Source organism: Arthrobacter sp. PAMC 25486 (genome assembly GCF_000785535.1).
In the GTDB taxonomy this organism is placed as follows: Bacteria; Actinomycetota; Actinomycetes; order Actinomycetales; family Micrococcaceae; genus Specibacter.
Map to the genome: position 1 here is coordinate 644,487 of NZ_CP007595.1, position 20,596 is coordinate 665,082.

The following is a 20,596-nucleotide window of genomic DNA, read 5'->3' on the forward strand; positions in this document are numbered from 1 at the left end:
GCCCGGTGAACCGGGCGCAGCGTCGCCCCCAACAGGAGTCGACCGTTCGGGATTCGAGGGTCCCTGGTTGGCGGGGGTGGAGTGGGGTGAATCGCTCATGGCCAGTATCCCTTTCGCAGACGGCTGGTAATTTCGAGTTTAGTGCTCTTGGTTCTCCGTGGCGGGAACCTCGCCCGCGGCCTTGCTCTTGGTCCCTTTGGTCTGCACCGTTGATGAGGCGTCCCGGGCGGCGCGGCGCAGTTTCCGGTCGGACACGGCCGGCTCACCCACAGCCTCCGGCGTCCAGGCGTTGAGGTCCTCGGCGCTGAATTCACCCTTGGACTTCTTCTTCAGGTTCAGCCCGGTCACACCGTCGGCCAGGCGGCGGGTCACCATGAGGAAGCCGGTGTGGGCCACCATGCGGTGGTCAGGGCGGACGGCCAGGCCTTCAAGGTGCCAGCCACGGACCATGGACTCCCAAGCGTCGGGCTCGGTGAAACGCCCGTCGGCACGGATGGCCTCGGCGGTGCGGGAGAGCTGGGTGACGGTGGCAACGTAGTTGATCCACACACCGCCCGGCGCCAAAACGGTGGCCACAGCGTCCAAGCATTCCCAGGGTGCCAGCATGTCAAGGACAACGCGGTCAATGCTGCCGGGCTCTTCCTGCGCCACGACCTGGTCCTGGAAGTCGCCGAGTGAGATCTTCCAGGCCGGGTGCGGCCCGCCGAAAATGGTTTCCACGTTGCCGCGGGCAATGTCGGCGAACTCTTCGCGACGTTCGAAGGAGTGCAGGAAGCCGTTGTCGCCGACCGCACGCAACAAGGAGATGGAAAGCGCGCCGGAACCAACGCCTGCTTCCACGACGCGGGCGCCGGGGTAGATGTCGCCCATCGTGATGATCTGCCCCGCATCCTTGGGGTAGACCACGGCCGCGCCGCGCGGCATGGACAGCACAAAGTCCGAGAGCAGCGGGCGCAGGGCCTGGTACTGCTGGCCAACGTTGCTTTCCACGATGGACCCTTCGGGCGCGCCGATGAGCAGATCGTGATTCAAAAAGCCCTTGTGCGTGTGGTAGGCCGTGCCCGGTGTCAGGGTCACGGTGTTCATGCGGCCGCGCTCATCGGTGAGCTGGACACGCTCCCCCGCACGGAAGGGGCCGCGGCGCACGTCGGCGCCGTGCGGTGCGGCGGATGTGCTGGTTTGTTGCTGGTTCATGGGTGGTTCCTGTTCGTGATGGGTACTCGCAAAAGATGGTGGCCGGGCGGTCCCGGTGGGGCGCCTTGGCCCTAGGCCAGTGCCTTGCCGGTGATGGCTGCAACAACCTTGGCCTGGCTCAGCAGTCCGCTGACCTTGCCGTGGCCGTCTATGACGGCATACTCGGTATCGGGAAGCTGGGAAAGGTACGTCACGAGCTCGGCGCCGCTCGCTGCCTCGGGGACATAAGCGCCCTGGGACAGCGTCCTGGCAACAGCGGTTGCCGGTGTGGTGGTTGCGGCCTGCGGGGGCACGTTCGCCAAGGCATGTTCATCGACGACGGCGCTCGGCCGCCCGTCGGTGCCGAAGAGCACGATCGGGGCGCTGGGGAATTCCCCGCGCAGCGTCCACAACTGGGCAACACTGCACTGGGCTGAGGCGCTGACGGCGGGAGCGGCCAGGCTTCCCGCTGTGATGCCGGGCAGGCGTAGCCGGATGTTGGCGCCCTTGATGGAGGCGGAGGCGCCCATCCACAGGAAGCCTGCCAGCAAGATCATGATGAACGAGGTGGTGAAGTCCGGTTGGCCACCGCTGAAGTACGGCACGCCAAGAACGGCAGCGACGAGCACCACCACGATGATCCGGCCCGCCCAGCCTGCGGCGACGGTGCCCTTTTCCTGGCTCCCCGTGCTCTTCCACACGATCGACTCAACAAGCCGGCCGCCGTCCAACGGCAGTCCCGGCAGGATGTTAAACGCGCCAATGAGCAGGTTGGCCCAGACGAAGATGTTTGTCAGCAGGATCGCAATCAGGGCGGCCATGGAGGTGGGGGCCGGCAGCGCCAGTTGCACCAGCCAGCCCAGGCCGGCCAACACAAAGTTGGCGATGGGGCCGGCAAAAGCCACCACAAGGGCCTTGCCGGGGGTTGCTTTGCTGAAATCAAACTCGGTGTGTCCGCCCCAGAGGTTCAGCACGATCTTGTGTGTGGGCCAGCCATACATTTTGGCCGCCATGGCGTGAGCCAGCTCATGGATGAGGACGGAGAAAAGCAGCAGGAGGGCATAGGCAAACGCCACAGGGTAGGCCCAGCCGCCAAAGCTGCCCTTGAGCTGAGGACCGAAAATCAGGACGGTGACGGCAGCGATGAAGAACCAGGAGTTCGCCAAAATGATGGGGGTGCCGCGCACCGTGCCAAGGACGAGTCCCTCGCGGCGCGGTTTGGCACCCTGGGTGGCACCGCTCACAAGGCAGCCCCAGCGGTAACGGCACGGGACAACACGACTGCACGAACGTCGTCGAACGTTTTGCCGGTCAGGGTCTCCCACGTGGTGCGGCGGGGATCCTCCGGCAACGGCACGGCATGCGGGATGGCGATGGTGGCGACACCGGAGGCAATGGCCGAGGCCACGCCGGGGATGGAATCCTCAAACGCGACGCAGTGGGCGATGGTGAGCGTGGGGTCGCTTTCACGCAGCTGCTCCACGGCCTTCAGGTAGGGCTCGGGGTGCGGTTTGCCGTTCTCCACCTCCTCACCGGTGATGAGGAACTCAAAGTAGTCCCCGTCAAGGGCCTTGACCACCTCCGTGGCCATGGGGCGTTCGCTCATGGTGACGAGGGCGCAGCGGACACCGCGGCTGTGCAGTTCCTGCAGCAGCTCCCTAGCACCAGGGCGCCACGGCAACTGGCGGCGGATGCCGGCGATGACGGAATTGGAGAGATGGTCGATGATCTCGCGTATTTCAAGCTGCACGCCCGCATTTTGCAGCACGGCCGCCGTGGAATCCAGGGCGTTGCCCACCAGGGACATGGCATCGGCCTCGCTCCACTGCCCGCCGTGGGCGGCGACCAGCTCCATTTCGGCGGCGATCCAATATGGCTCGGTGTCCACGAGGGTCCCGTCCATGTCCCACAGGACGGCTTTGAGCTCGGGTTGGGTTGGTGTTCTCGGGCGCAGGTCATCGGCAGCGTGTGAAAGCATGCCACCAGTCTACGTGGATCGCCGCGGCGCCCGTTTCCTGCTGCGGCCGCGCGTGGTGACTAGTGCACGTGCAGCATTGGGGCCGTAGGGTGGAGATGTGAGCAGAAACGATGATGCGGAAGCAAGGCAGCTACTTGTTCGCCTGCCCGGCGAAGACCGTGTGACGGTGATGCTGGCGGCCTTTGAGGGATGGAATGACGCCGGTGAGGCCGCCAGTGACGCGCTGGCGCACCTGCACCGGCTGTGGAACGCCAAACGTGTGGCCGTCATTGAACCTGACGAATATTACGACTTTCAGTTCACCCGACCGGAAGTGCGCCTGACATCCCGTGGCGGGCGCAAGATCAAGTGGCCCCTGACGAAAATTGCCAAGGCCGCCATTCCCGACACAGACATTGATGTTGTCTTGGTGCACGGCATTGAGCCGTCGTACCGGTGGCGTGCCTACACGGCTGAACTGCTGGCGAAGGCTGCCGAGCTGAACGTCAACTACATTATTTTGGTGGGCGCCCTGCTCGCTGACGTGCCGCACACCCGGCCCATTCCCGTCACCGCAACGTGCGACGACGAGGCGCTGGCGCAGAGCCTGCACCTGGAGTCCTCGCAGTACGAGGGCCCCGTGGGAATTGTGGGGGTGCTGAATGAGGTGGCCATGCTGGCCGGGCTGCCCACCATCTCATTGTGGGCAGCCGTGCCGCACTATGTGGCCCAGGCGCCCTCACCCAAGGCCGAGCTGGCGCTCTTGAACAGGATCGAGGACTTCCTGCACGTTCCCCTCGCCACCCACGACCTGGCAGAGGATGCGCAGGCGTGGGAGCGCGGCGTGAACGAGCTGGCCGCCGGTGACGCGGAAATTGCCGCCTACGTCCAGCAGTTGGAGGAGGCGAAGGACACCGCTGAACTTCCCGAAGCAACGGGTGACTCCATTGCCAAGGAGTTCGAACGGTACCTGCGCCGCCGCGGCCAGGACCAGCCTTAAAACTGGATTGCTGCGGTCTGGATTCCTGGGGTCTGGATTCCTAGCATCGATTGTTTAGAGCTCGATGCCCAGCAGTGCCTCGATGGAGTCTGAGACCAGGTCGGAGTCCTGCTCCGAGGATGCTGTACCGGCTGAGAGTGCTTGTGAGCTCCACGCATCAACCGCGGCCAGTGCCCGGGGTGCGTCAAGGTCGGCGCTGAGCGCTGCACGCAGTTCCTTTAGCAGCGGCTTGCCTGACCCTTCCGGAGCCAGGTGGATTGCCTTGCGCCAACGCTCCAGGCGGTACTCGGCGTCGCCCAGCAGTTCCAGGGTCCAGGACCAGTCCGAACGGTAGTGGTTGGCGAGGATGGCCAGGCGGATGGCTGCCGGATCCGTGCCACCGGCCCGCAGCTTGGACACGAGCACCAGGTTGCCCAGCGACTTGCTCATCTTTTCGCCGTCAAGGCCCACCATGCCTGTATGGCTGTAGTGCCGGGCCATGGGTGTCTGCGCCAGCGCATAGGCGTGCCCTGCCCCCATCTCGTGGTGTGGGAAGACGAGGTCGCTGCCACCGCCCTGGACCGTAAACGGCTTCGGCAGGTACTTCTGCGCGATGACGGTGCACTCGATGTGCCAGCCGGGCCGGCCGCGGCCGAGCGTTGCACCGTCCCAATCCGGCTCGCCGTCGCGGGCAACACGCCACAGCAACGCGTCCAGGGGGTGGCGCTTGCCGGGACGGGCGGGGTCGCCGCCGCGTTCGGCGAAGAACGGGAGCATTTCTTCTTCGGTGAGTCCGGAGACCTGGCCGAGCCACCAGGCGGCGTCCGGACCGCTTACCTGGGTGGCAGCCGAGGCGGCGTCGACGGAGAAGTAAATGTCGCCGTCGGGCGCCCCATCCGTGCCGGTGACAGGGTAGGCAATGCCTGCCGCAACCAGCTTTTCAATCTCGGGGACGATCCATTCGATGGCCTCGACGGCGCCGATGTACTCGTCCGGGGCCAGCACGTTCAGGGCCTCCATGTCCGCGTGGAACAGGGCCGTCTGGGAGATGGCCAGTTCCCGCCAGTCAACGCCGTCGCGGGTGGCTCGTTCCAGGAGGGGATCGTCGATGTCTGTGACATTTTGCACATAGCTGACGGTGCGGTCCTGGTCGCGCCAGGCACGGTTGAGCAGGTCAAACGCTACATAGGTTGCGGCGTGGCCTATGTGGGTGGCGTCGTAAGGGGTGATGCCGCAGACGTAGATGCTGGCCGGGTCCGTGTCAGGCAAGGGAACAACCCGTTGCTGGGTTGTTTCATGCAGGTGGAGGGCCGGCATGAGGCCGGGCAGCTGAGGCAGGGCATGGGACTTCCAAGTTTTCACAGAGCCAAGCCTATACGCCGAGGGGCCCCGAGCGAGCGAAGCGAGACTTGGGGAGGCGGATGGGCGCTATACGCCGAGGGCCCGGAGCGAGCGAAGCGAGACTTTGGGGGTGGATGGGCGCTGTACGCCGAGGGCCCGGGAGATGCGAAGCGGCTTTGCGGACCCGCCCGGGCTACGCCGTGATGACCCCTGTGCCGAGCAGGATGTACAGCAGCACACCCAAGGCAATCCGGTACCAAACAAAGGGGCGGAAACTCTTCGTGGAGATGTACTTCAGGAACCAGCCGATGATGAGGTAACCCACAACGAAGGCGATGATCGTGGCCAGCACGGTCTCACCAATGCCAAACGGGCCCTGCGCACCCTCGTGCTCGCCAAAGATCTTGTACAGCTCATAGAAGCCGCTGCCGAAGACGGCGGGGATGGCCAGCAGGAATGCGTAGCGGGCGGCGGCCTCACGGGTGTATCCCATGAGCAGGCCGGCCGTGATGGTGCCGCCGGAGCGGGAAACGCCGGGGATCAGCGCCAGTGCCTGGGCGAAACCATAGAGAATGCCGTGCTTGTATGTGAGCTGTGTCAGGTCCCGCTTCTGGCTTGCCACATGGTCTGCCACGGCCAGGATCAGGCCGAAGACGATGAGCGTTGTGGCCACGAGCCACAGGTTGCGCAGGGTGGATTCAATGTGGCTTTGAAAAACCACGCCGAGGAGGGCGATGGGCAGGCTGCCGATGATGACCAGCCAGCCCATGCGGACATCGGGGTCGGTGCGCGGCACACGTCCCCGCAGGGAGCCCCACCAGGCCTTGACGATGCGCACAATATCGCGCCAGAAGAAGATCAGCACGGCCGTTTCCGTGCCCAACTGGCTGACGGCCGTGAAGGCCGCGCCGGGATCCGCACCCGAAGGCAGAAACTTTCCCACCACAAATAAGTGGGCGCTGGAGGAAATAGGGAGGAATTCTGTCAGGCCCTGCACGAGGCCCAGGAAGGCTGCTTCAAACCAGTTCACGCATTTTAGCCTAGAGCATGGACCGGCCCCCGGATGTTCATGGACGACGGCGGGTGCCCCGGTGCCTGCGCAAATCACCGTAAGCTTGGCGTCATGGAACAACGATTCATGGGCACCAGCGGACTGCGTGTCTCGGCCTTGGCCTTGGGCACAATGACCTGGGGCACGGAAACCGACGAAGAAAGTGCCGGCCTGCTGCTGCGGGATTTCCTGGGAGCGGGCGGAACAACGATTGACACTGCCGTCAGCTACGGCGAGGGACGCAGCGAGGCAATTCTTGGCGACTTGATAGGCGACGTTGTTCCCCGTAGTGATGTTGTTCTCATTTCCAAGGCCGGCATCAGCCACCGCAACGGCAAGCGCATGGTCGACACGTCCCGTCGCGCCATGCTGGCGGGGCTGGACGCCTCGCTGGCCAGGCTGGGAACCGACCACCTGGACCTGTGGTTGGCCCACATCTGGGATGACAACGTACCCCTTGAGGAGACGCTCGGGGCACTGGAATACGCCGAACGCAGCGGTCGCGTCCGCTACGCCGGCGTTTCCAACTACAACGGCTGGCAGCTGGCCCGTGCAGCCACCTTGTGTGAGACTCCGCTGGTGGCCAACCAGGTGGAGTATTCATTGCTGGAGCGCAACGCGGAACGCGAAGTCATTCCCGCGGCCGAACACGTGGGCGCCGGGCTTTTGTGCTGGGCACCCCTTGGGAGGGGCACACTGACGGGAAAGTACCGCGGTGGTGTGCCCGGAGATTCCCGGGGAGCCAGTCCCACCATGAGCAGCTATGTGGAGAAGTATTTGGAGGGCCGTCCGGCGCGGATCACCGATGCGCTCGTCACGGCCGCCCGTGGCCTGAGCCGGACGCCCTTGGACGTTTCCCTGAGCTGGCTGCTGGAACATCCGGCAGTTTCGGCGGCGGTGGTGGGTCCACGCACGCAGGAGCAGCTCAAGGAAATCCTGAATTCCGAGCTCACACCCCTACCGGAGCAGATTGTGACAGTACTGAGCGAAATATCCCGGCTCTAACTGCTGGCTAGTCGCTGAGTGGTTCCAGCTCGTCGTTGCTGTCCTGAGCCGCGTCATCGTTTTCGTCGGCGTCAGCTTCGTCGAAGTCGTCGTCCTCACCGTAAATTACCAGCGGGGTCACCTCATCAAACGCGTCAAAGAGTGCTTCCTCATACGCCTCAAAGGCGTCGATGATGCCCAGGAATGTGGCTTCAACAATGGGGTCTTCTTCCCCACGGCGGGCTGAGGCGGCCACCAAGTGTTCTTCCAATGCTGTGGTCAAGGCACTCAGTGCTGCGCGGGGATCGATGCTCATGCGAATGACGCTACCAGTGAGTTCGCGAACTTGAAAGTCCTTTTCCCAGAAGCACGCCACATCGATCCGCAAGGGGTAGCTTGGGTTAAGCCAGCACAGTTAAGGGTTGCCGGCAGAGAGGGACAATTCATGCGGGAAATCATTCAACCGGTGCTCACCGGACGCGGTGCGCCGCTGCGGCAATATGAATATCTGCTGATCACCGTGACCCACGGCGAGTCCGTTCCCACCGCCTATCAGCGCCTGCGTGAACACGCCGAATACGGCAAATGGGAACTTGAACGCAGCACCCTATATATGGGCGGTGAGCGCAAATACCTCATGCGCCGAAAAGTGTTGCGTGTGGAGCGGACCCTCGACGTTTACTAGGCCCGCCCCGCGTGCAGCTAAATGCCAGTGCGCGGTCCCGGCCCCGCTGCACAACAGCCACACCGGGCGGGCGCTTGCGGCTTAGGGTTCGATCGGCCCCAACCAGGCATTGGCAATGGTTGCGTGCGCCGACTCGTCATCGGATGGGTGGAAGATTCCGGCCAGCACATCCCGGTACAGCCGGCCCAGTTCGTTGCCGGCAAAGTAGCTGCCGCCGCCGCTGACCCTGATGGTCAAGTCCACCACCGTGCGTGCCGTTTCCGTGGCGCGAATCTTCAGCCCCACCATCTTCGGGAACCATTGGCTCCCGTGGTTCACCAGGTTGTCCACATCGCGGGCGACGGCCTCAAGCTGCGGGTACAGCCCGTCCATGGCCAGTGCGGCGTCGGCAATGCGCCAACGAATGTCTGGATCCTGTGCGTAGCTCTTCCCCGACTTCTTGGACCTACGCTTTTGCACCGTCGCCACGCCGATCGCCAACGCCCGCTCCCCCAGCCCCGTATACACGGCGGCCAGCAGCGTCTCGAAGCAGGCAAAGATGGAGAAGATCAGCGGATCCGCATTGGGACCCACCGGAAGTTTCCGAAAGACGCGCTCGGGTGCTGCCACTACGCCGTCGAGCACTGTCGTGTTGGACTGGCTGGCACGCATGCCTAACGTGTTCCAGTCATCCTTGATGGTGTAGCCGGGCGCATCGCGGGTGATGAAGGCGTGCACCAGGACCGGCTCCTCCCCGGTTTCGTCTTTGCCGAAGATACCCAGGCGGGTCCAGGCCGGTGAAAGCGAGGTGAAGATCTTTGTGCCGGTGAAGGAATAGCTGCCGTCGCCCAGCGGCGCGGCGACGGTGCTTGAGTCGAAGAGCACCGAATCATTGCCGGCCTCCGAGTTGCCAAAAGCAAACACCTCCCCGGCCACCGCCTCTTGCAGGACGTAGTGGAGGGAGTCATCCCCGCGCTCATGCAAAAGATGCGCGACGCCGGTCCACACCAAATGCATGTTGATCGCCAAGGCTGTGGCCGGGGCCGCTGTTGCCAACCTGCGTTGGGCGGCAGCCGCCTGTTCCAGACCAAAGCCGAGGCCGCCGTCGTCCACGGAGGCAAACATGCGCAGGTAACCCTGCGTCTTCAGCTCGGCGAGGTCCTCGTGACAGAACTCGTTGCGCTCGTCGTAGCCCTTGGCGCGTTCGCGAAAGCGTTCCAGCAGGTCATCGGGCAACAAATCCTCGGGTGTCATGATCGTGCCTTTCATTCTCGGAAGTGGGCTGGCCGGCCGGTGGGTGGGCCTACGCCGGTCAGGTTGCCGGGAAATCGCCCCAGCGATTTACTGGCCCGGCCGGTGGGTGGGCCCACGCCGGTCAGGTTGCCGGGAAATCGCCCCAGCGATTTACTGGCCCGGCCGGTGGGGAGGATCAGTAGTTGCTCAGCAGGCGGTCAAGGACGCGGACGCCGAATTTTAGCGAGTCGACGGGGACGCGTTCGTCGACGCCGTGGAACATGCCGGTGAAATCGAGCTCCGGCGGCAGTTGCAGCGGTGCGAAGCCGTAGCCAGTGATGCCCAGGCGGCTGAGCGACTTATTGTCGGTGCCGCCGGATAGCGTGTACGGCAGGACGGTGGAGCCGGGGTCTTCGGCATGCAGGGAGTCGATCATGGCGTCCACGAGGTTGCCGGCGAAGGGGGTTTCCAGGGAGACGTCGTTGTGGATGGTGGAGATGTCAATGCCCTCGCCCGCCAGTTCGCGGACGATTTCCAGCACCTGCTCGTGTTGGCCTGGCAGGGTGCGGATGTCGATCATGGCCTCGGCCGTGCCCGGAATCACATTAGCCTTGTAGCCGCCGCTGAGGAATGTGGGGTTGGCCGTGTTTTGCAGCGTGGCACCGACAAAACGGGACACCGTGCCGAGCTGGCTGAGGAGGGTTTCCGGGTTTGACTCATCAAATTCAATGCCGGTCAGTTCCGAGACGCCCTCCAGGAAGGCGCGCGTCGTGTCGGTGTATTCGATGGGCCACTCGTAATCGCCGATGCGGGTCACGGCGCGGGCCAGCCGGGTGACGGCATTGTCGCTGTTGATGTGCGAGCCATGCCCGGCCCGCCCGTGTGCCGTCAGGCGCAGCCAGGCCAGGCCCTTCTCCGCGGTTTGGAGAAGGTAGGCGCGCTTGCCATTGATATCGGTGGAGAAGCCGCCCACCTCGGAAATGGCTTCGGTGGCCCCTTCAAAGAGGTCGGGACGGTTGTCCACCGACCAGCGGGCACCGTACGTTCCGCCGGCCTCCTCATCGGCGAAGAAGGCAAAGACAATGTCGCGTTTGGGCTTGCGCCCTTCCCTGCCCATGGAGCGCATGACGGAGAGGATCATGGCGTCCATGTCCTTCATATCTACGGCGCCGCGGCCCCAGATCAGCCCGTCGCGCTCCTCGCCGGAGAACGGGTCAACGGTCCAGTCGGCGGCTTCGGCCGGCACCACGTCCAGGTGCCCGTGCACCACGAGCGCGGGGAGGGAGGAATCGGTGCCCTCGATGCGCGTGACCACGTTGGCCCGCCCCGGTGACGACTCGTACAGCTCTGGGGAGAGGCCGGCGTCGGAAATTAAGGCGGCAGTGTGTTCGGCAATGGCCCGCTCCCCCGGACCCTCATTGTCGGCAAAGTTGCTGGTGTCGAATCGAATGAGATCGGCACAGATGCCGGCAACTTCGTCCTCGGGCCTGACCATATTCAAGGGAAAACTCCTTTGTTTGACGCGTTTGATCCAGCCTACCTTTTGGCACCTTGGGGCGCCTCCTGCGGGTGCGGAACCGGGGTCGACACCCTCGATTGTGGTTTCCGGCAAAAGTCGTGCTATTGTTTTCATCGCTGCTGCAGGAAACAACGATTCAAGCGAGAGCGAGAAACAGTTTCCTGTGATCACCTGCGCGGGTGGCGGAATGGCAGACGCGCTAGCTTGAGGTGCTAGTCCTGGAAACGGGGTGAGGGTTCAAGTCCCTTTCCGCGCACAAAGCAACTCCCCAAGGAACGTATTAGTTCCTTGGGGAGTTTTTTGTTTGCCCGGATGCCTGGAATGCGTGAATGCATGAATGCGGGCCAGAATGTCAGACCCGGCAGATAGTGTCGTGAGCATCACAGCTGCAAGGAACAGGGGCCAACCATCATGGAAACAAACAACGAAGCAGCCCACAAGGCGAAGAAGACCCTCAAGCTCATCACGAAACTGCTGGCCAAGGCTGAGAGCACCCCCTTCCCTGCCGAGGCGCAGACCTTCCAGGAACATGCGGAGCGCCTCATGGTGCGGTACGGAATTCAGCAGGCCGCCATCGACGCCGAAGCGGGCAAGGCCGGCAAGCCGCAGGAACTCATGGTGGAGGACCGCTTTGAATTGGGCGGGCAGTACCGGGTGGGCCAGGCGCGAGGCTTCATCGCCGTCGCCAGCGCCTTTGACACCGTGAAGGTGCTACAGGCCACCACGCCGTCCAAGAAAGTCATCTATCTCATTGGTGCCGAGTCCGACGTTGCACAGATTCGCCGGCTCTTCGGCTCGCTGCTGCTGCAATTGGACACTGCCATGGCCAGTTGGTGGGCAGCGTATCCCTATAAGCCGCACCTGAGCGCCTATGAAAAGACGCTGGAACGGCGCCAATTCCAGCTGGGGTTCCTGGTCACCGTCGCTAACCGGCTGAGCTCCCTCTATAAGGAAGAGGCCGTTGCCGGGGAACCGGGGAACCAGCTTGTGCTGGCGAGCCGGAGGGAACGGGCCGATGAACACGCCCATGAGCTTTACCCCGATGTACGCAACGCCCGACGCCAGGACATGGCTTACGGTTCGAGCACTGCGCATGCGGCTGGCAGTACCGCCGGTCAACGGGCCACGGTCAACGACGAAATCAACTAGGGCTCACCGTGTCTGCGCCGTGTTGCCGATAAGCTGGGGCTTTCGTTCTGACACAGGGAAGAAAACACCCATGAACACTGTCCGGCCCGCCTCCATCGTTGGCCTCTTGGCAGGTGTCTCGGCAGTTGCCCTGGCCCTGACGCCGTCGCTGGTCCCCCGGCCGGCACTCTTTCAGGGCTTCCTCGCCGGCGTGAGCTTCGCCCTGGCATATGTGGCGGCGGCCGGGCTTTACCGGGGCGTTGCTGCTTTCCTCGTCCGACGACGCATGGACTCCTGTCCGGGAAAGCGGCGCGTTCCGGAGACCCAAGGTGTCCCGGGAAAGCGGCGCGTTCCGGTGACCCTGCACCTCCCGCGGTGGTTGTGGCAAGTTGTCGGCGCAGCGGGCCTGCTTTATGTGACCTTGGTCGGTGTCCTGGCCGTGAGATGGCAAAACGATGTGCGTGCGCATGTGGACATGCCGCCCGTTGACGGGCTGGATGTTGGCATGTTCTTCGCTGTGGCGATACTGCTGGCCGGCATTGTTTTTGGCCTCCGTGGGGGCCTGCGCAGGCTGGCCGTCCTGGGACGCCACGGGGCTCGGCGTGCCGGGCTGCCGCCGGGGCTGGTCACCCCGACCGGATGGCTCGCCGGATTGCTGGCTGCCACCTTGGGGCTCGGCATTGTGGTGTCGGCTGCACTCTGGGGCACCGACGGTGTCTATGCGGCGCGGAACGAAACAACGCCCGCAGGCATTGTGGAGCCGGCCGAGGACCACCGCTCCGCCGGCGCCGGTTCAGCCGTCGAGTGGGACAAGTTGGGCATGCAGGGCCGGGCTTTTGTGGGTGGCGGCCCGGGCGCAGCCACCATTGAGAACGTCACAGGTCATCCGGCGTTGGAGCCGGTGAGAATCTATGTTGGTTCGGCACAGGAAGAGTCCATGGCGGCACGGGCTGCACTGGCCGTTGCCGAACTCAAGCGCACCGGCGGCTTTGACCGCGGCACGCTCATGATTGCCACACCCACAGGATCCGGCTGGTTGGAACGCCAGGCGGTTGACTCGCTGGAATACTTGCACGGCGGCGACACGGCAATTGTGTCCATGCAGTACTCCTACCAGCCAAGCTGGGTGTCCTTCCTCTTTCACCAGGACCTGCCCCGCGACTCGGGGCAGGCGCTGTACAACGCGGTGAAAGCTGAGTGGGATTCCATGCCCGCCACAGAACGCCCCGCCTTGCTGGTTTACGGGCTGAGTCTTGGCGCCTCCGGCATGCAGTCGGCCTTTTCCGGCATTGACGACCTCGCCAGCAGCATCGACGGGGCAGTCTTCTCGGGTGCACCCAACAACTCCCAGCCTTGGGGCGCCCTGCAGGCCCAACGTGATCCGGGATCGCCCGTGTGGCAGCCAGTGTTTGACGGTGGCCGCAACGTTCGCTGGCTGTCCAACACCGGTGATTTCGACAAACTGCAGGGGCCCTGGGAGCCAGCAAGGGTGGCCTATTTGCAACACGGCACCGACGCCGTGACGTGGCTGACCCCGCGTTTGATTTGGGAGAAACCCGAATGGCTGGCCGGCACCAAGAGCACTGGCGGACGCGCACCCGACGTCAGCGACGCCATGCGCTGGATTCCACTAGTCACCTATTTGCAGGTGGCCTTCGACATGTTCATGGGTGAGGCTGTGCCGGCCAGCCACGGACACAACTTCGGCGACGTCGCAGTCGAGGCGTGGAACGGCGTGGCCCCCAGCCGGCTGGACCCGTCCGCCGTCGACCGCATCCAGGACGTCATTGCCGCCTACCCCTACGAGGAATCCCTGAACAACTAGCCCGGCCCCGCCCTCAGGCTTCGAGTACGGGCCCTCCCCGCCGGCCAGCGGCGGGGAGGGGCAGTGCCTCAGGCGGAGGTCACCGTGCCGCTGAAGTACCTCCTGGCACTGTGCGCATTCCAGGCCGTGAACTCCGAACTCAGCCAGGCGCCGTCGTTACTCCGGTGGTCGAGGACCTCCAGGGAAACGGCGGCGGGCAAAAAGATTGGCGAGTCGAAGGAAATATCCCAGCTGAAGGCTGGTGGCTTGGCCAGCGGCACCGTGGCCAGCACCCGGGCGGCAGCGTACATGCCGTGGGCGATGGAGCGGCGCAGGCCCAGCGCCTTGGCGCTCAAAACGCTGAGGTGGATGGGGTTGAAATCACCCGAAACGGCGGCGTAGGCGCGTCCGGTGTCAACACCCAGCCGCCACTGCGCCGTCGGCGCCGGCGGGACGAAGTCCACCCGTTCCCCGGCCGTCGTCGGCTTGTCCAAGCCCGGCAGAAAAATGCCTTTGGCCAGGTACGTGGAAACCCCGCGCCACAGCAGCGCCGTGCCATCGGCGTTGTGGATCTCGGCAACGATCTGCACCTGTGTCCCGCTGCGGTGGCCGGTGAGGTCCCGCGCCCATGCCCGGATCGACAATTCATCGTCAAACATCACGGGAGCCAGCTGTTCCACCTGGTTGCGCAGGTGGATCATCCCCAAGAGCGGCAGCGGAAATTCGTCAGCAACCATGACGCTCATGGCCACGGGGAAGGCGAAGGCGTGCAGGTACCCGGAGGGCAGCACGTCGCGGGCGGGCTCCCCCATGAGGTGCGCAAACTCGGTGACCTTGGCCAGGTCGGCCCGCACACCGCGTACTTCCACCGCCGTGGCCGGCAGGGCCACCGCCGGCTCGGCGCGCAGCAGCCTGTTCTTGGCCGCCGACGCGGCGGCATTCAAGTACAGCTTGGATAGGGATGGCATCTCGGTCAACACTGTCTGCGCCATTACTGACCCACGATGTTCTGCCCGCACACCCGCAGCACGTTGGCGGTGACGCCGGCGGCATTGGGCTGGGCAAAGAAGGCGATGGCCTCGGCCACATCGCTGGGCTTGCCGCCCTGCTGGAGGCTGTTGAGCCGACGGGCGACCTCGCGGGTGGCGAAGGGCATCTTCGCCGTCATGTCGGTTTCGATGAAACCAGGCGCGACGGCGTTCACCGTGCCACCGCGCGGGGCCAGCAGGGGCGCGGTGGACCGGACCATGCCCATGACCCCGGCCTTCGAAGCGGCGTAGTTGCTTTGGCCGCGGTTTCCGGCAATGCCACTGGTTGAGGCAACGCTGATGATGCGCGAGTTGGCGCCAAAGTCGGGGCTCGCCAGGAACGCCTCGTTCATGCGCAGCTGCGAGGAGATGTTCACGGCGATGACCGAGTCCCACTTGGCGCCGTCCATGTTGGCCAGCAGCTTGTCACGGGTAATCCCGGCGTTGTGGACGACGATGTCGATCCGGCCGTAGCGTTCCATGGCGTGGTCCAGGATGCGTGTTCCTGCGTCGGGTGCCGTGATGTCCAATTGCAGCGCCGTGCCATGGATTTCGTTGGCGACGGCGGCCAGGTGGTCCCCCGCTGCCGGCACGTCCACGGCGATCACCGTGGCTCCGTCGCGGGCAAGTGTGCGGGCGATGGCTGCACCAATGCCGCGGGCGGCTCCGGTGACAACGGCGACACTGCCCTCCAGCGGCTTGACCCAATCCTGGGTTTCATCCGAGCCGGCGGACGAGGCGCTCAGGAACTGCCCGTCGACAAAGGCTGACCGCCCGGAGAGGAAGAAGCGCAGGGCTGCCATGGCGCTGGGCGAATTGGCGGCAATGTCATTGGTCAGCAGGACGCCGTTGGCCGTGGCGCCTGCCCGGAGTTCCTTGGCCACCGAACGGATGATCCCGTCGACACCGTTGCGTGCGGCAGCCAGCGCGGGTGCGTCGGTCGTCGTTGTCGTTGTCGTGCGGGAGATGCTGACGATCCGGGCGTTCTTGTTCAAATCGCGCAGGGCAGCACCAATGGTGAGCATGGGTGCTGAGAGCTGTTCCGGGTGGTCCAGTTCGTCCAGCACCACGACGATGGCGCCCAACTTTTCCTTGGGTGTCGCATGGCGCCGCACATCAAGGTGCCAATTAAGCAACACCTGGGCAACGCCGTCGGACCCTGCTCCTTGGCCAACCACTAAAATGGGGCCCTCAACCAACGGGGCCTGGGGGCTGTAGCGGCGCAGGATGGCGGGCTGGGGAAGGCCCAAGCGCTTGGCGAGGTCCTTGCCGAATCCGCGGCTGACAAATTCTGTGTACTTGTCGGCGCCGTGCTTGTTGGCACTGCCACGCGTGCTGGAGGATGTGTTCTGCTGGTTCATGCGTCTACCGTGCTTCCAAAATTGCGACGACGCCCTGGCCGCCGGCGGCGCAGACGGAGATCAAGCCGCGTGCGGGGCGGCCATCAACGGCGCCGCGTTCGTGCAGCATCTTGGCCAGTGTTGCCACGAGTCGTCCGCCGGTTGCGGCGAAGGGGTGGCCGGCGGCAAGGGATGAGCCGTTCACATTCAGCTTGCTGCGGTCCACCGAGCCGAAGGCGCCGTCCAGGCCGAGGCGTGTCTTGGAGAACTCCTCGTCCTCCCAGGCGGCAAGGGTGCTAAGTACCGTTCCGGCGAAGGCCTCATGGATTTCAAAGTAGTCAAAGTCATCCAGTGTCAGCCCGTTGCGGGCCAGCAGACGGGGAATGGCGAAGGCAGGGGCCATGAGCAGGCCGTCCTTGCCGTGCACAAAATCGACGGCGGCGGCTTCACCGTCAACGACGTCGGCCAGGATGGGCAGGTCGCGGGCGGTGGCCCATTCTTCGGAGGCAAGCAGCACGGTGGAGGCGCCGTCGGTCAGCGGCGTGGAGTTGCCTGCTGTCATGGTTGCGCCTTCCCCCAGTGACTTGCCAAAGGCGGGCTTGAGCTTGGCAAGCTTTTCCATGGAGGAATCGGCGCGCAGGTTCGAGTCCCGGTTCAGGCCGCGGAACGGGGTGATGAGGTCATCGAAGAAGTTGCGGTCGTAGGCTGCTGCCAGGTTTTTGTGGCTGGCCAGGGCCAGTTCGTCCTGGGCCTCGCGGGTGATGTTCCACTGTGCAGTGGTCAGCGCCTGGTGCTCTCCCATGGACAGGCCGGTGCGAGGTTCACCCGTGGACGGGGCGTCAGGAGAGAGATCCTTGGGGCGGATGCGGCTGAGGATCTTCAATTTTTGGCCGGTGGTCTTGGCACGGTTCAGGTCCAGCAGGATGCTGCGCAGGCCTTCACTGACGGCGATGGGTGCATCCGATGCCGAGTCGACGCCGCCGGCAATAGCGGAGTCAATCTGGCCGAGTTTGATCTTGTTCGAGAGTCCAATGACGGCTTCCATGCCCGTGGCGCAGGCCTGCTGGAGATCGTAGGCAGGTGTGGTGGCTGACAGCGCGGAACCCAGGACGGCTTCCCGGGTGAGGTTGAAATCGCGCGAGTGTTTGAGCACGGCACCGGCTGCAACTTCACCAATTTCTTCATCCGCCAATCCGAAGCGGGCAACGAGTCCGTCCAGTGCAGCCGTGAGCATGTCCTGGTTGGAGGAGTGCGCATACGCACCGCCCGAGCGGGCAAAGGGGATGCGGTTTCCACCCACAACAACGGCCTTGCGAAGACCGGGGCGTGTAGCGGGTGTGGCCGGGGCGGCCTGTGCGGCTGTGGGCGTTGTGGGACTGGTCATAATGCATTCTCCTTGGGAAACACCGTTGGTTACTGATACTCAGCGTACCTGATACGCTGAGTATCGTGAACACGTTACGGCGCGAGTCAAGCCAACCGCCACCCACCCCAGAACCGTTTCCGGGCAGTTCCCCTGCCGCGGACACAGCACACGCCGCTGTGGATACAGTTCGTGCCGCGGCCGGCGGCGGCGCCCCGGCCACAACGATCTCTCCTGTAGACGGGCGATCGGCGAGGTGGGAAGCGCACCGCGAGGAACGCCGTCGTGCGTTAATAAAGGCAACACGGAGGGCCATTCACAGGCTCGGCGCGGATGCTTCCATGGAAGACATCGCCGTCACCGCCGGCACATCCAAGTCAGTGTTTTACCGCTATTTTGGCGACAAATCAGGACTGCGGCAGGCGGTGGGGGCCGTGGTCATCCGGCAGATGCAGCACACGATTGCGGCTGCCCGGCAGGGTGCCTCCGAGCCGCGCACCGGCGTGACCGCCATGGTCGCCGCGTACCTGCACATGGCACAGACCTCCCCCAACGTATATTTCTTCGCCACAAATACCAGCGAGGGAGACGCCCGCCAATCAGGTGACTTGAGCGGCTTCTTCGACTCGGTGACGGAGATGATCACGGACCCGCTGCGGCACTTGTTGGGCGATCCGGAATCGGCGCTCCTGGACTATTGGCCCGCCGCGGCCATCGGATTGGTGCGCACAGCCGGTGAATTATGGCTGCAGACCCCGGAAAATCCGGCCAAACCCAATTCCCAGGCCATGGCTGAACAAATTTCAGCCTGGCTTTTCGACGGCGTGGGGAAGCTGGTTGCCCCAGCCCTCTCCCCCGCACAGTAATCGCAACAGAAGGATAATCATGACCAATGTAATGACCACTGTTTCGCCCGCCAACAACGACGAAAACACCGGTGTTGACGTTGCACAGCTTGGCGAATTGCTTCTTGGCCGGTGGGCTGAGGTGCGCCGGCAGGCACGCAAGCTTGCAGGACAGCCGGAACTGCACAAAGTTGAGGGCCTGAGCCACGTTGCACACCGTGAGCTGGTCTTCAAGCAGCTGGGCATCCTGGTGGCGCAAAACGGTGTCCACCGCGCGTTCCCCACGCGTTTGGGCGGCTCGGATGACCACGGCGGCAATGTTGCCGGTTTTGAGGAACTGGTCATTGCCGATCCGTCATTGCAGATCAAGGGTGGCGTGCAGTGGGGGCTGTTCGGTTCGGCTGTTTTGCACCTGGGCACCGAGGAACATCAGGACAAGTGGCTGCCGGGCATCATGAACCTGGACATTCCTGGCGCCTTTGCCATGACGGAGATTGGCCACGGCTCTGATGTGGCATCCATTGGCACCACGGCCACCTACGACGCCGGCACGCAAGAGTTCATCATCAACACCCCCTTCCGGGCTGCCTGGAAAGAATTCCTGGGCAACGCTGCAGTGCACGGTGTGGCTGCCGTCGTGTTTGCCCAGCTCATCACCAAGGGCGTCAATCACGGTGTCCATGCGTTCTACGTTGACCTGCGCGACCCGGACACGATGGAGTTCCTGCCGGGCATTGAGGGGCTGGATGACAATATCAAGGGCGGGCTCAACGGCATCGACAACGGCCGCCTGGCCTTCCACAATGTGCGGATCCCACGCACCAACCTGCTCAACCGTTATGGGGATGTGGCCGTTGACGGCAGCTACAGCTCCCCCATCGCCAGCCCGGGGCGCCGCTTCTTTACGATGCTTGGCACCTTGGTGCAGGGCCGCGTGTCACTGAACGGTGCTGCCGTGGCGGCCTCAAAGGTGGCGTTGAAGATCGCCATCCAGTACGCAACTGAACGCCGCCAGTTCAACGCCGCCTCGGATACCGAAGAGGTTGTCCTTATGGATTACCAGCGCCACCAGCGCCGCCTGCTGCCGTTGCTGGCCACGACCTATGCGGCCGCGTTTGCGCACGAGGAACTGCTGGTGAAGTTCGACGACGTCTTCTCGGGCGCGCACGACACGGACGAGGACCGCCAGGACCTGGAAACCCTCGCCGCAGCACTAAAGTCCATGACCACATGGCATGCCCTCGACACCCTGCAGGAGTGCCGTGAAGCCTGCGGCGGCGCCGGTTTCATGGTGGAGAACCGTTTCACCTCGCTGCGTGCGGACCTCGACATTTACGCCACCTTTGAGGGCGACAACACAGTGCTGCTGCAGCTCGTGGCCAAGCGCCTGCTGGCCGACTACAGCAAGGAGTTCCGCAATCTGGACTTCGGTATCCTGGCCCGGTTCGTCGTCGGCCAGGCAGCCGAGCTGACCTTGCACAAGACGGGTCTGCGCCAGGTGGCGCAGTTCGTCACGGACACCGGCTCGGCCCAGAAGTCGGCCAAGGCGCTCAAGGACGAGGACACGCAGCGCCAGATGCTGACCGAGCGGGTCCAGACCATGGTTGCCGATGTTGCCGGCGCCCTGAAGGAGGCTGCAAAGCTGCCCAAGGAAAAGGGTGCAGAGATCTTCAACGAGAACCAGAACGACCTCATTGAAGCTGCCCGCGCCCATGCCGAGCTCCTGCAGTGGGAGGCGTTCACTGCGGCTCTTGGCCGTGTTGAGGACGCCGGCACCAAGCATGTCCTGACCCGTCTGCGCGACCTGTTTGGCCTTGGCCTGATTGAAAAGCACCTCGACTGGTACCTGATGAACGGCCGCATCTCCATGCAGCGCGCCCGCACCCTTGCCCCGTACATCAACCGCGTCCTCGCCAAGCTGCGCCCCCACGCACTGGACCTGGTCGACGCGTTTGGCTACGGACCCGAGCACCTGCGCGCACCGATCGCCTCCGGCATTGAGCGTGAGCGCCAGGATGAGGCACGCGAGTACTACCGTGCACTGCGTGCCAGCTCGGATGCGCCGATCGACGAGAAGGTGCTGATCGCCCAGGCCAAGGCGGCCGCGAAGAAGTAGCCTTTCGCTCACCTGAAGTCCGACGGCGGGGGGTCACCTTTTCAGCGAAGGTGCCCCCCCGCCGTCGGCTT

18 protein-coding genes and 1 tRNA gene are annotated in these 20,596 nt (G+C 64.1%); 8 read left to right on the forward strand and 11 right to left on the reverse strand.

Going from position 1 to position 20,596, the window contains the following annotated elements; genetic code table 11:
* Positions 1-138: 138 nt before the first annotated feature.
* The 3 genes from art_RS03115 to art_RS03125 form a co-directional block, all read right to left on the reverse strand.
* A complete protein-coding gene (locus tag art_RS03115; RefSeq protein WP_038462448.1) occupies positions 139-1,194 on the reverse strand; it encodes a tRNA (adenine-N1)-methyltransferase in 1,056 nt (351 codons plus the stop codon).
* A 71-nt stretch (positions 1,195-1,265) separates the two neighbouring features.
* Entirely contained in the window at positions 1,266-2,417 is a 1,152-nt protein-coding gene (locus tag art_RS03120) for a site-2 protease family protein (RefSeq protein WP_038462450.1), read from the reverse strand.
* Positions 2,414-3,151 (reverse strand): HAD family phosphatase, encoded by a 738-nt coding sequence (locus tag art_RS03125; protein WP_082000072.1) that lies wholly within the window; start codon positions 3,149-3,151, stop codon positions 2,414-2,416. The genes art_RS03120 and art_RS03125 overlap by 4 nt, the downstream gene beginning before the upstream one ends.
* Positions 3,152-3,248: 97 nt before the next feature.
* Here art_RS03125 and art_RS03130 point away from each other — a divergent pair, with 97 nt between their 5' ends.
* Positions 3,249-4,130: a PAC2 family protein gene (locus art_RS03130; protein ID WP_038462452.1), complete on the forward strand. Its 882-nt coding sequence runs from the start codon at positions 3,249-3,251 to the stop codon at positions 4,128-4,130.
* A gap of 54 nt (positions 4,131-4,184) precedes the next feature.
* Here the strand turns inward: art_RS03130 and mshC are convergent, their stop codons facing one another.
* On the reverse strand, positions 4,185-5,471 hold the full coding sequence (gene mshC, locus art_RS03135) for a cysteine--1-D-myo-inosityl 2-amino-2-deoxy-alpha-D-glucopyranoside ligase (RefSeq protein ID WP_038462454.1): 1,287 nt from the start codon (positions 5,469-5,471) through the stop codon (positions 4,185-4,187).
* A gap of 172 nt (positions 5,472-5,643) precedes the next feature.
* Complete coding sequence (locus art_RS03140) at positions 5,644-6,480, reverse strand: undecaprenyl-diphosphate phosphatase (RefSeq protein WP_038462455.1); 837 nt, start codon at positions 6,478-6,480, stop codon at positions 5,644-5,646.
* A 93-nt stretch (positions 6,481-6,573) separates the two neighbouring features.
* On the opposite strand from art_RS03140, the gene art_RS03145 reads away from it, so the two are divergent.
* The gene (locus art_RS03145; protein ID WP_038468467.1) at positions 6,574-7,506 is read left to right on the forward strand and encodes an aldo/keto reductase; all 933 of its coding nucleotides are present in this window, start codon (positions 6,574-6,576) and stop codon (positions 7,504-7,506) included.
* A 7-nt stretch (positions 7,507-7,513) separates the two neighbouring features.
* Here the strand turns inward: art_RS03145 and art_RS03150 are convergent, their stop codons facing one another.
* The gene (locus art_RS03150; RefSeq protein WP_038462457.1) at positions 7,514-7,801 is read right to left on the reverse strand and encodes a hypothetical protein; all 288 of its coding nucleotides are present in this window, start codon (positions 7,799-7,801) and stop codon (positions 7,514-7,516) included.
* Positions 7,802-7,930: 129 nt separating this feature from the next.
* Between art_RS03150 and art_RS03155 the strand changes: the two genes are divergently transcribed.
* Positions 7,931-8,170 (forward strand): DUF5703 family protein, encoded by a 240-nt coding sequence (locus tag art_RS03155; RefSeq protein ID WP_052135945.1) that lies wholly within the window; start codon positions 7,931-7,933, stop codon positions 8,168-8,170.
* Between the two features lie 81 nt (positions 8,171-8,251).
* Here the strand turns inward: art_RS03155 and art_RS03160 are convergent, their stop codons facing one another.
* The gene (locus tag art_RS03160; RefSeq protein WP_038462459.1) at positions 8,252-9,403 is read right to left on the reverse strand and encodes an acyl-CoA dehydrogenase family protein; all 1,152 of its coding nucleotides are present in this window, start codon (positions 9,401-9,403) and stop codon (positions 8,252-8,254) included.
* A 175-nt stretch (positions 9,404-9,578) separates the two neighbouring features.
* Positions 9,579-10,883 (reverse strand): M20/M25/M40 family metallo-hydrolase, encoded by a 1,305-nt coding sequence (locus art_RS03165; RefSeq protein ID WP_157875127.1) that lies wholly within the window; start codon positions 10,881-10,883, stop codon positions 9,579-9,581.
* A 191-nt stretch (positions 10,884-11,074) separates the two neighbouring features.
* Between art_RS03165 and art_RS03170 the strand changes: the two genes are divergently transcribed.
* The 3 genes from art_RS03170 to art_RS03180 all read left to right on the forward strand — a co-directional run bounded on the left by art_RS03170 (position 11,075) and on the right by art_RS03180 (position 13,854).
* Positions 11,075-11,157 (forward strand) — tRNA-Leu (locus art_RS03170).
* 155 nt (positions 11,158-11,312) lie between these two features.
* Positions 11,313-12,050, forward strand: a complete 738-nt coding sequence (locus art_RS03175) for a DUF2786 domain-containing protein (protein WP_038462463.1) — start codon at positions 11,313-11,315, stop codon at positions 12,048-12,050.
* Between the two features lie 70 nt (positions 12,051-12,120).
* The gene (locus art_RS03180) at positions 12,121-13,854 is read left to right on the forward strand and encodes an alpha/beta-hydrolase family protein (RefSeq protein WP_052135946.1); all 1,734 of its coding nucleotides are present in this window, start codon (positions 12,121-12,123) and stop codon (positions 13,852-13,854) included.
* Between the two features lie 68 nt (positions 13,855-13,922).
* Here the strand turns inward: art_RS03180 and art_RS03185 are convergent, their stop codons facing one another.
* The 3 genes from art_RS03185 to art_RS03195 are packed head-to-tail and all read right to left on the reverse strand — an operon-like array spanning position 13,923 to position 17,585.
* Positions 13,923-14,825, reverse strand: coding sequence for a MaoC/PaaZ C-terminal domain-containing protein (locus tag art_RS03185; protein WP_038462465.1), 903 nt, complete (start codon positions 14,823-14,825; stop codon positions 13,923-13,925).
* The gene (locus tag art_RS03190) at positions 14,825-16,222 is read right to left on the reverse strand and encodes a 3-oxoacyl-ACP reductase (RefSeq protein ID WP_052135947.1); all 1,398 of its coding nucleotides are present in this window, start codon (positions 16,220-16,222) and stop codon (positions 14,825-14,827) included. The genes art_RS03185 and art_RS03190 overlap by 1 nt, the downstream gene beginning before the upstream one ends.
* Before the next feature lie 4 nt (positions 16,223-16,226).
* Entirely contained in the window at positions 16,227-17,585 is a 1,359-nt protein-coding gene (locus art_RS03195; RefSeq protein WP_052135948.1) for an acetyl-CoA C-acetyltransferase, read from the reverse strand.
* A 158-nt stretch (positions 17,586-17,743) separates the two neighbouring features.
* Here art_RS03195 and art_RS03200 point away from each other — a divergent pair, with 158 nt between their 5' ends.
* Together art_RS03200 and art_RS03205 are read left to right on the forward strand one after the other, a co-directional pair.
* Complete coding sequence (locus art_RS03200; protein ID WP_052135949.1) at positions 17,744-18,430, forward strand: TetR/AcrR family transcriptional regulator; 687 nt, start codon at positions 17,744-17,746, stop codon at positions 18,428-18,430.
* Between the two features lie 19 nt (positions 18,431-18,449).
* A complete protein-coding gene (locus art_RS03205; RefSeq protein ID WP_038462467.1) occupies positions 18,450-20,525 on the forward strand; it encodes an acyl-CoA dehydrogenase in 2,076 nt (691 codons plus the stop codon).
* Positions 20,526-20,596 lie beyond the last annotated feature (71 nt).

Excerpts from the sequence above, each read along its gene's own strand:
- art_RS03175 (WP_038462463.1), top strand. The coding sequence starts at position 11,313 with ATGGAAACAAACAACGAAGCAGCCCACAAGGCGAAGAAGACCCTCAAG.
- art_RS03155 (WP_052135945.1), top strand. The coding sequence starts at position 7,931 with ATGCGGGAAATCATTCAACCGGTGCTCACCGGACGCGGTGCGCCGCTG.
- art_RS03125 (WP_082000072.1), bottom strand. The coding sequence starts at position 3,151 with ATGCTTTCACACGCTGCCGATGACCTGCGCCCGAGAACACCAACCCAA.
- art_RS03195 (WP_052135948.1), bottom strand. The coding sequence starts at position 17,585 with ATGACCAGTCCCACAACGCCCACAGCCGCACAGGCCGCCCCGGCCACA.
- art_RS03190 (WP_052135947.1), bottom strand. The coding sequence starts at position 16,222 with ATGAACCAGCAGAACACATCCTCCAGCACGCGTGGCAGTGCCAACAAG.
- art_RS03150 (WP_038462457.1), bottom strand. The coding sequence starts at position 7,801 with ATGAGCATCGATCCCCGCGCAGCACTGAGTGCCTTGACCACAGCATTG.
- art_RS03180 (WP_052135946.1), top strand. The coding sequence starts at position 12,121 with ATGAACACTGTCCGGCCCGCCTCCATCGTTGGCCTCTTGGCAGGTGTC.
- art_RS03115 (WP_038462448.1), bottom strand. The coding sequence starts at position 1,194 with ATGAACCAGCAACAAACCAGCACATCCGCCGCACCGCACGGCGCCGAC.
- art_RS03185 (WP_038462465.1), bottom strand. The coding sequence starts at position 14,825 with ATGGCGCAGACAGTGTTGACCGAGATGCCATCCCTATCCAAGCTGTAC.
- art_RS03205 (WP_038462467.1), top strand. The coding sequence starts at position 18,450 with ATGACCAATGTAATGACCACTGTTTCGCCCGCCAACAACGACGAAAAC.
- art_RS03145 (WP_038468467.1), top strand. The coding sequence starts at position 6,574 with ATGGAACAACGATTCATGGGCACCAGCGGACTGCGTGTCTCGGCCTTG.
- art_RS03160 (WP_038462459.1), bottom strand. The coding sequence starts at position 9,403 with ATGACACCCGAGGATTTGTTGCCCGATGACCTGCTGGAACGCTTTCGC.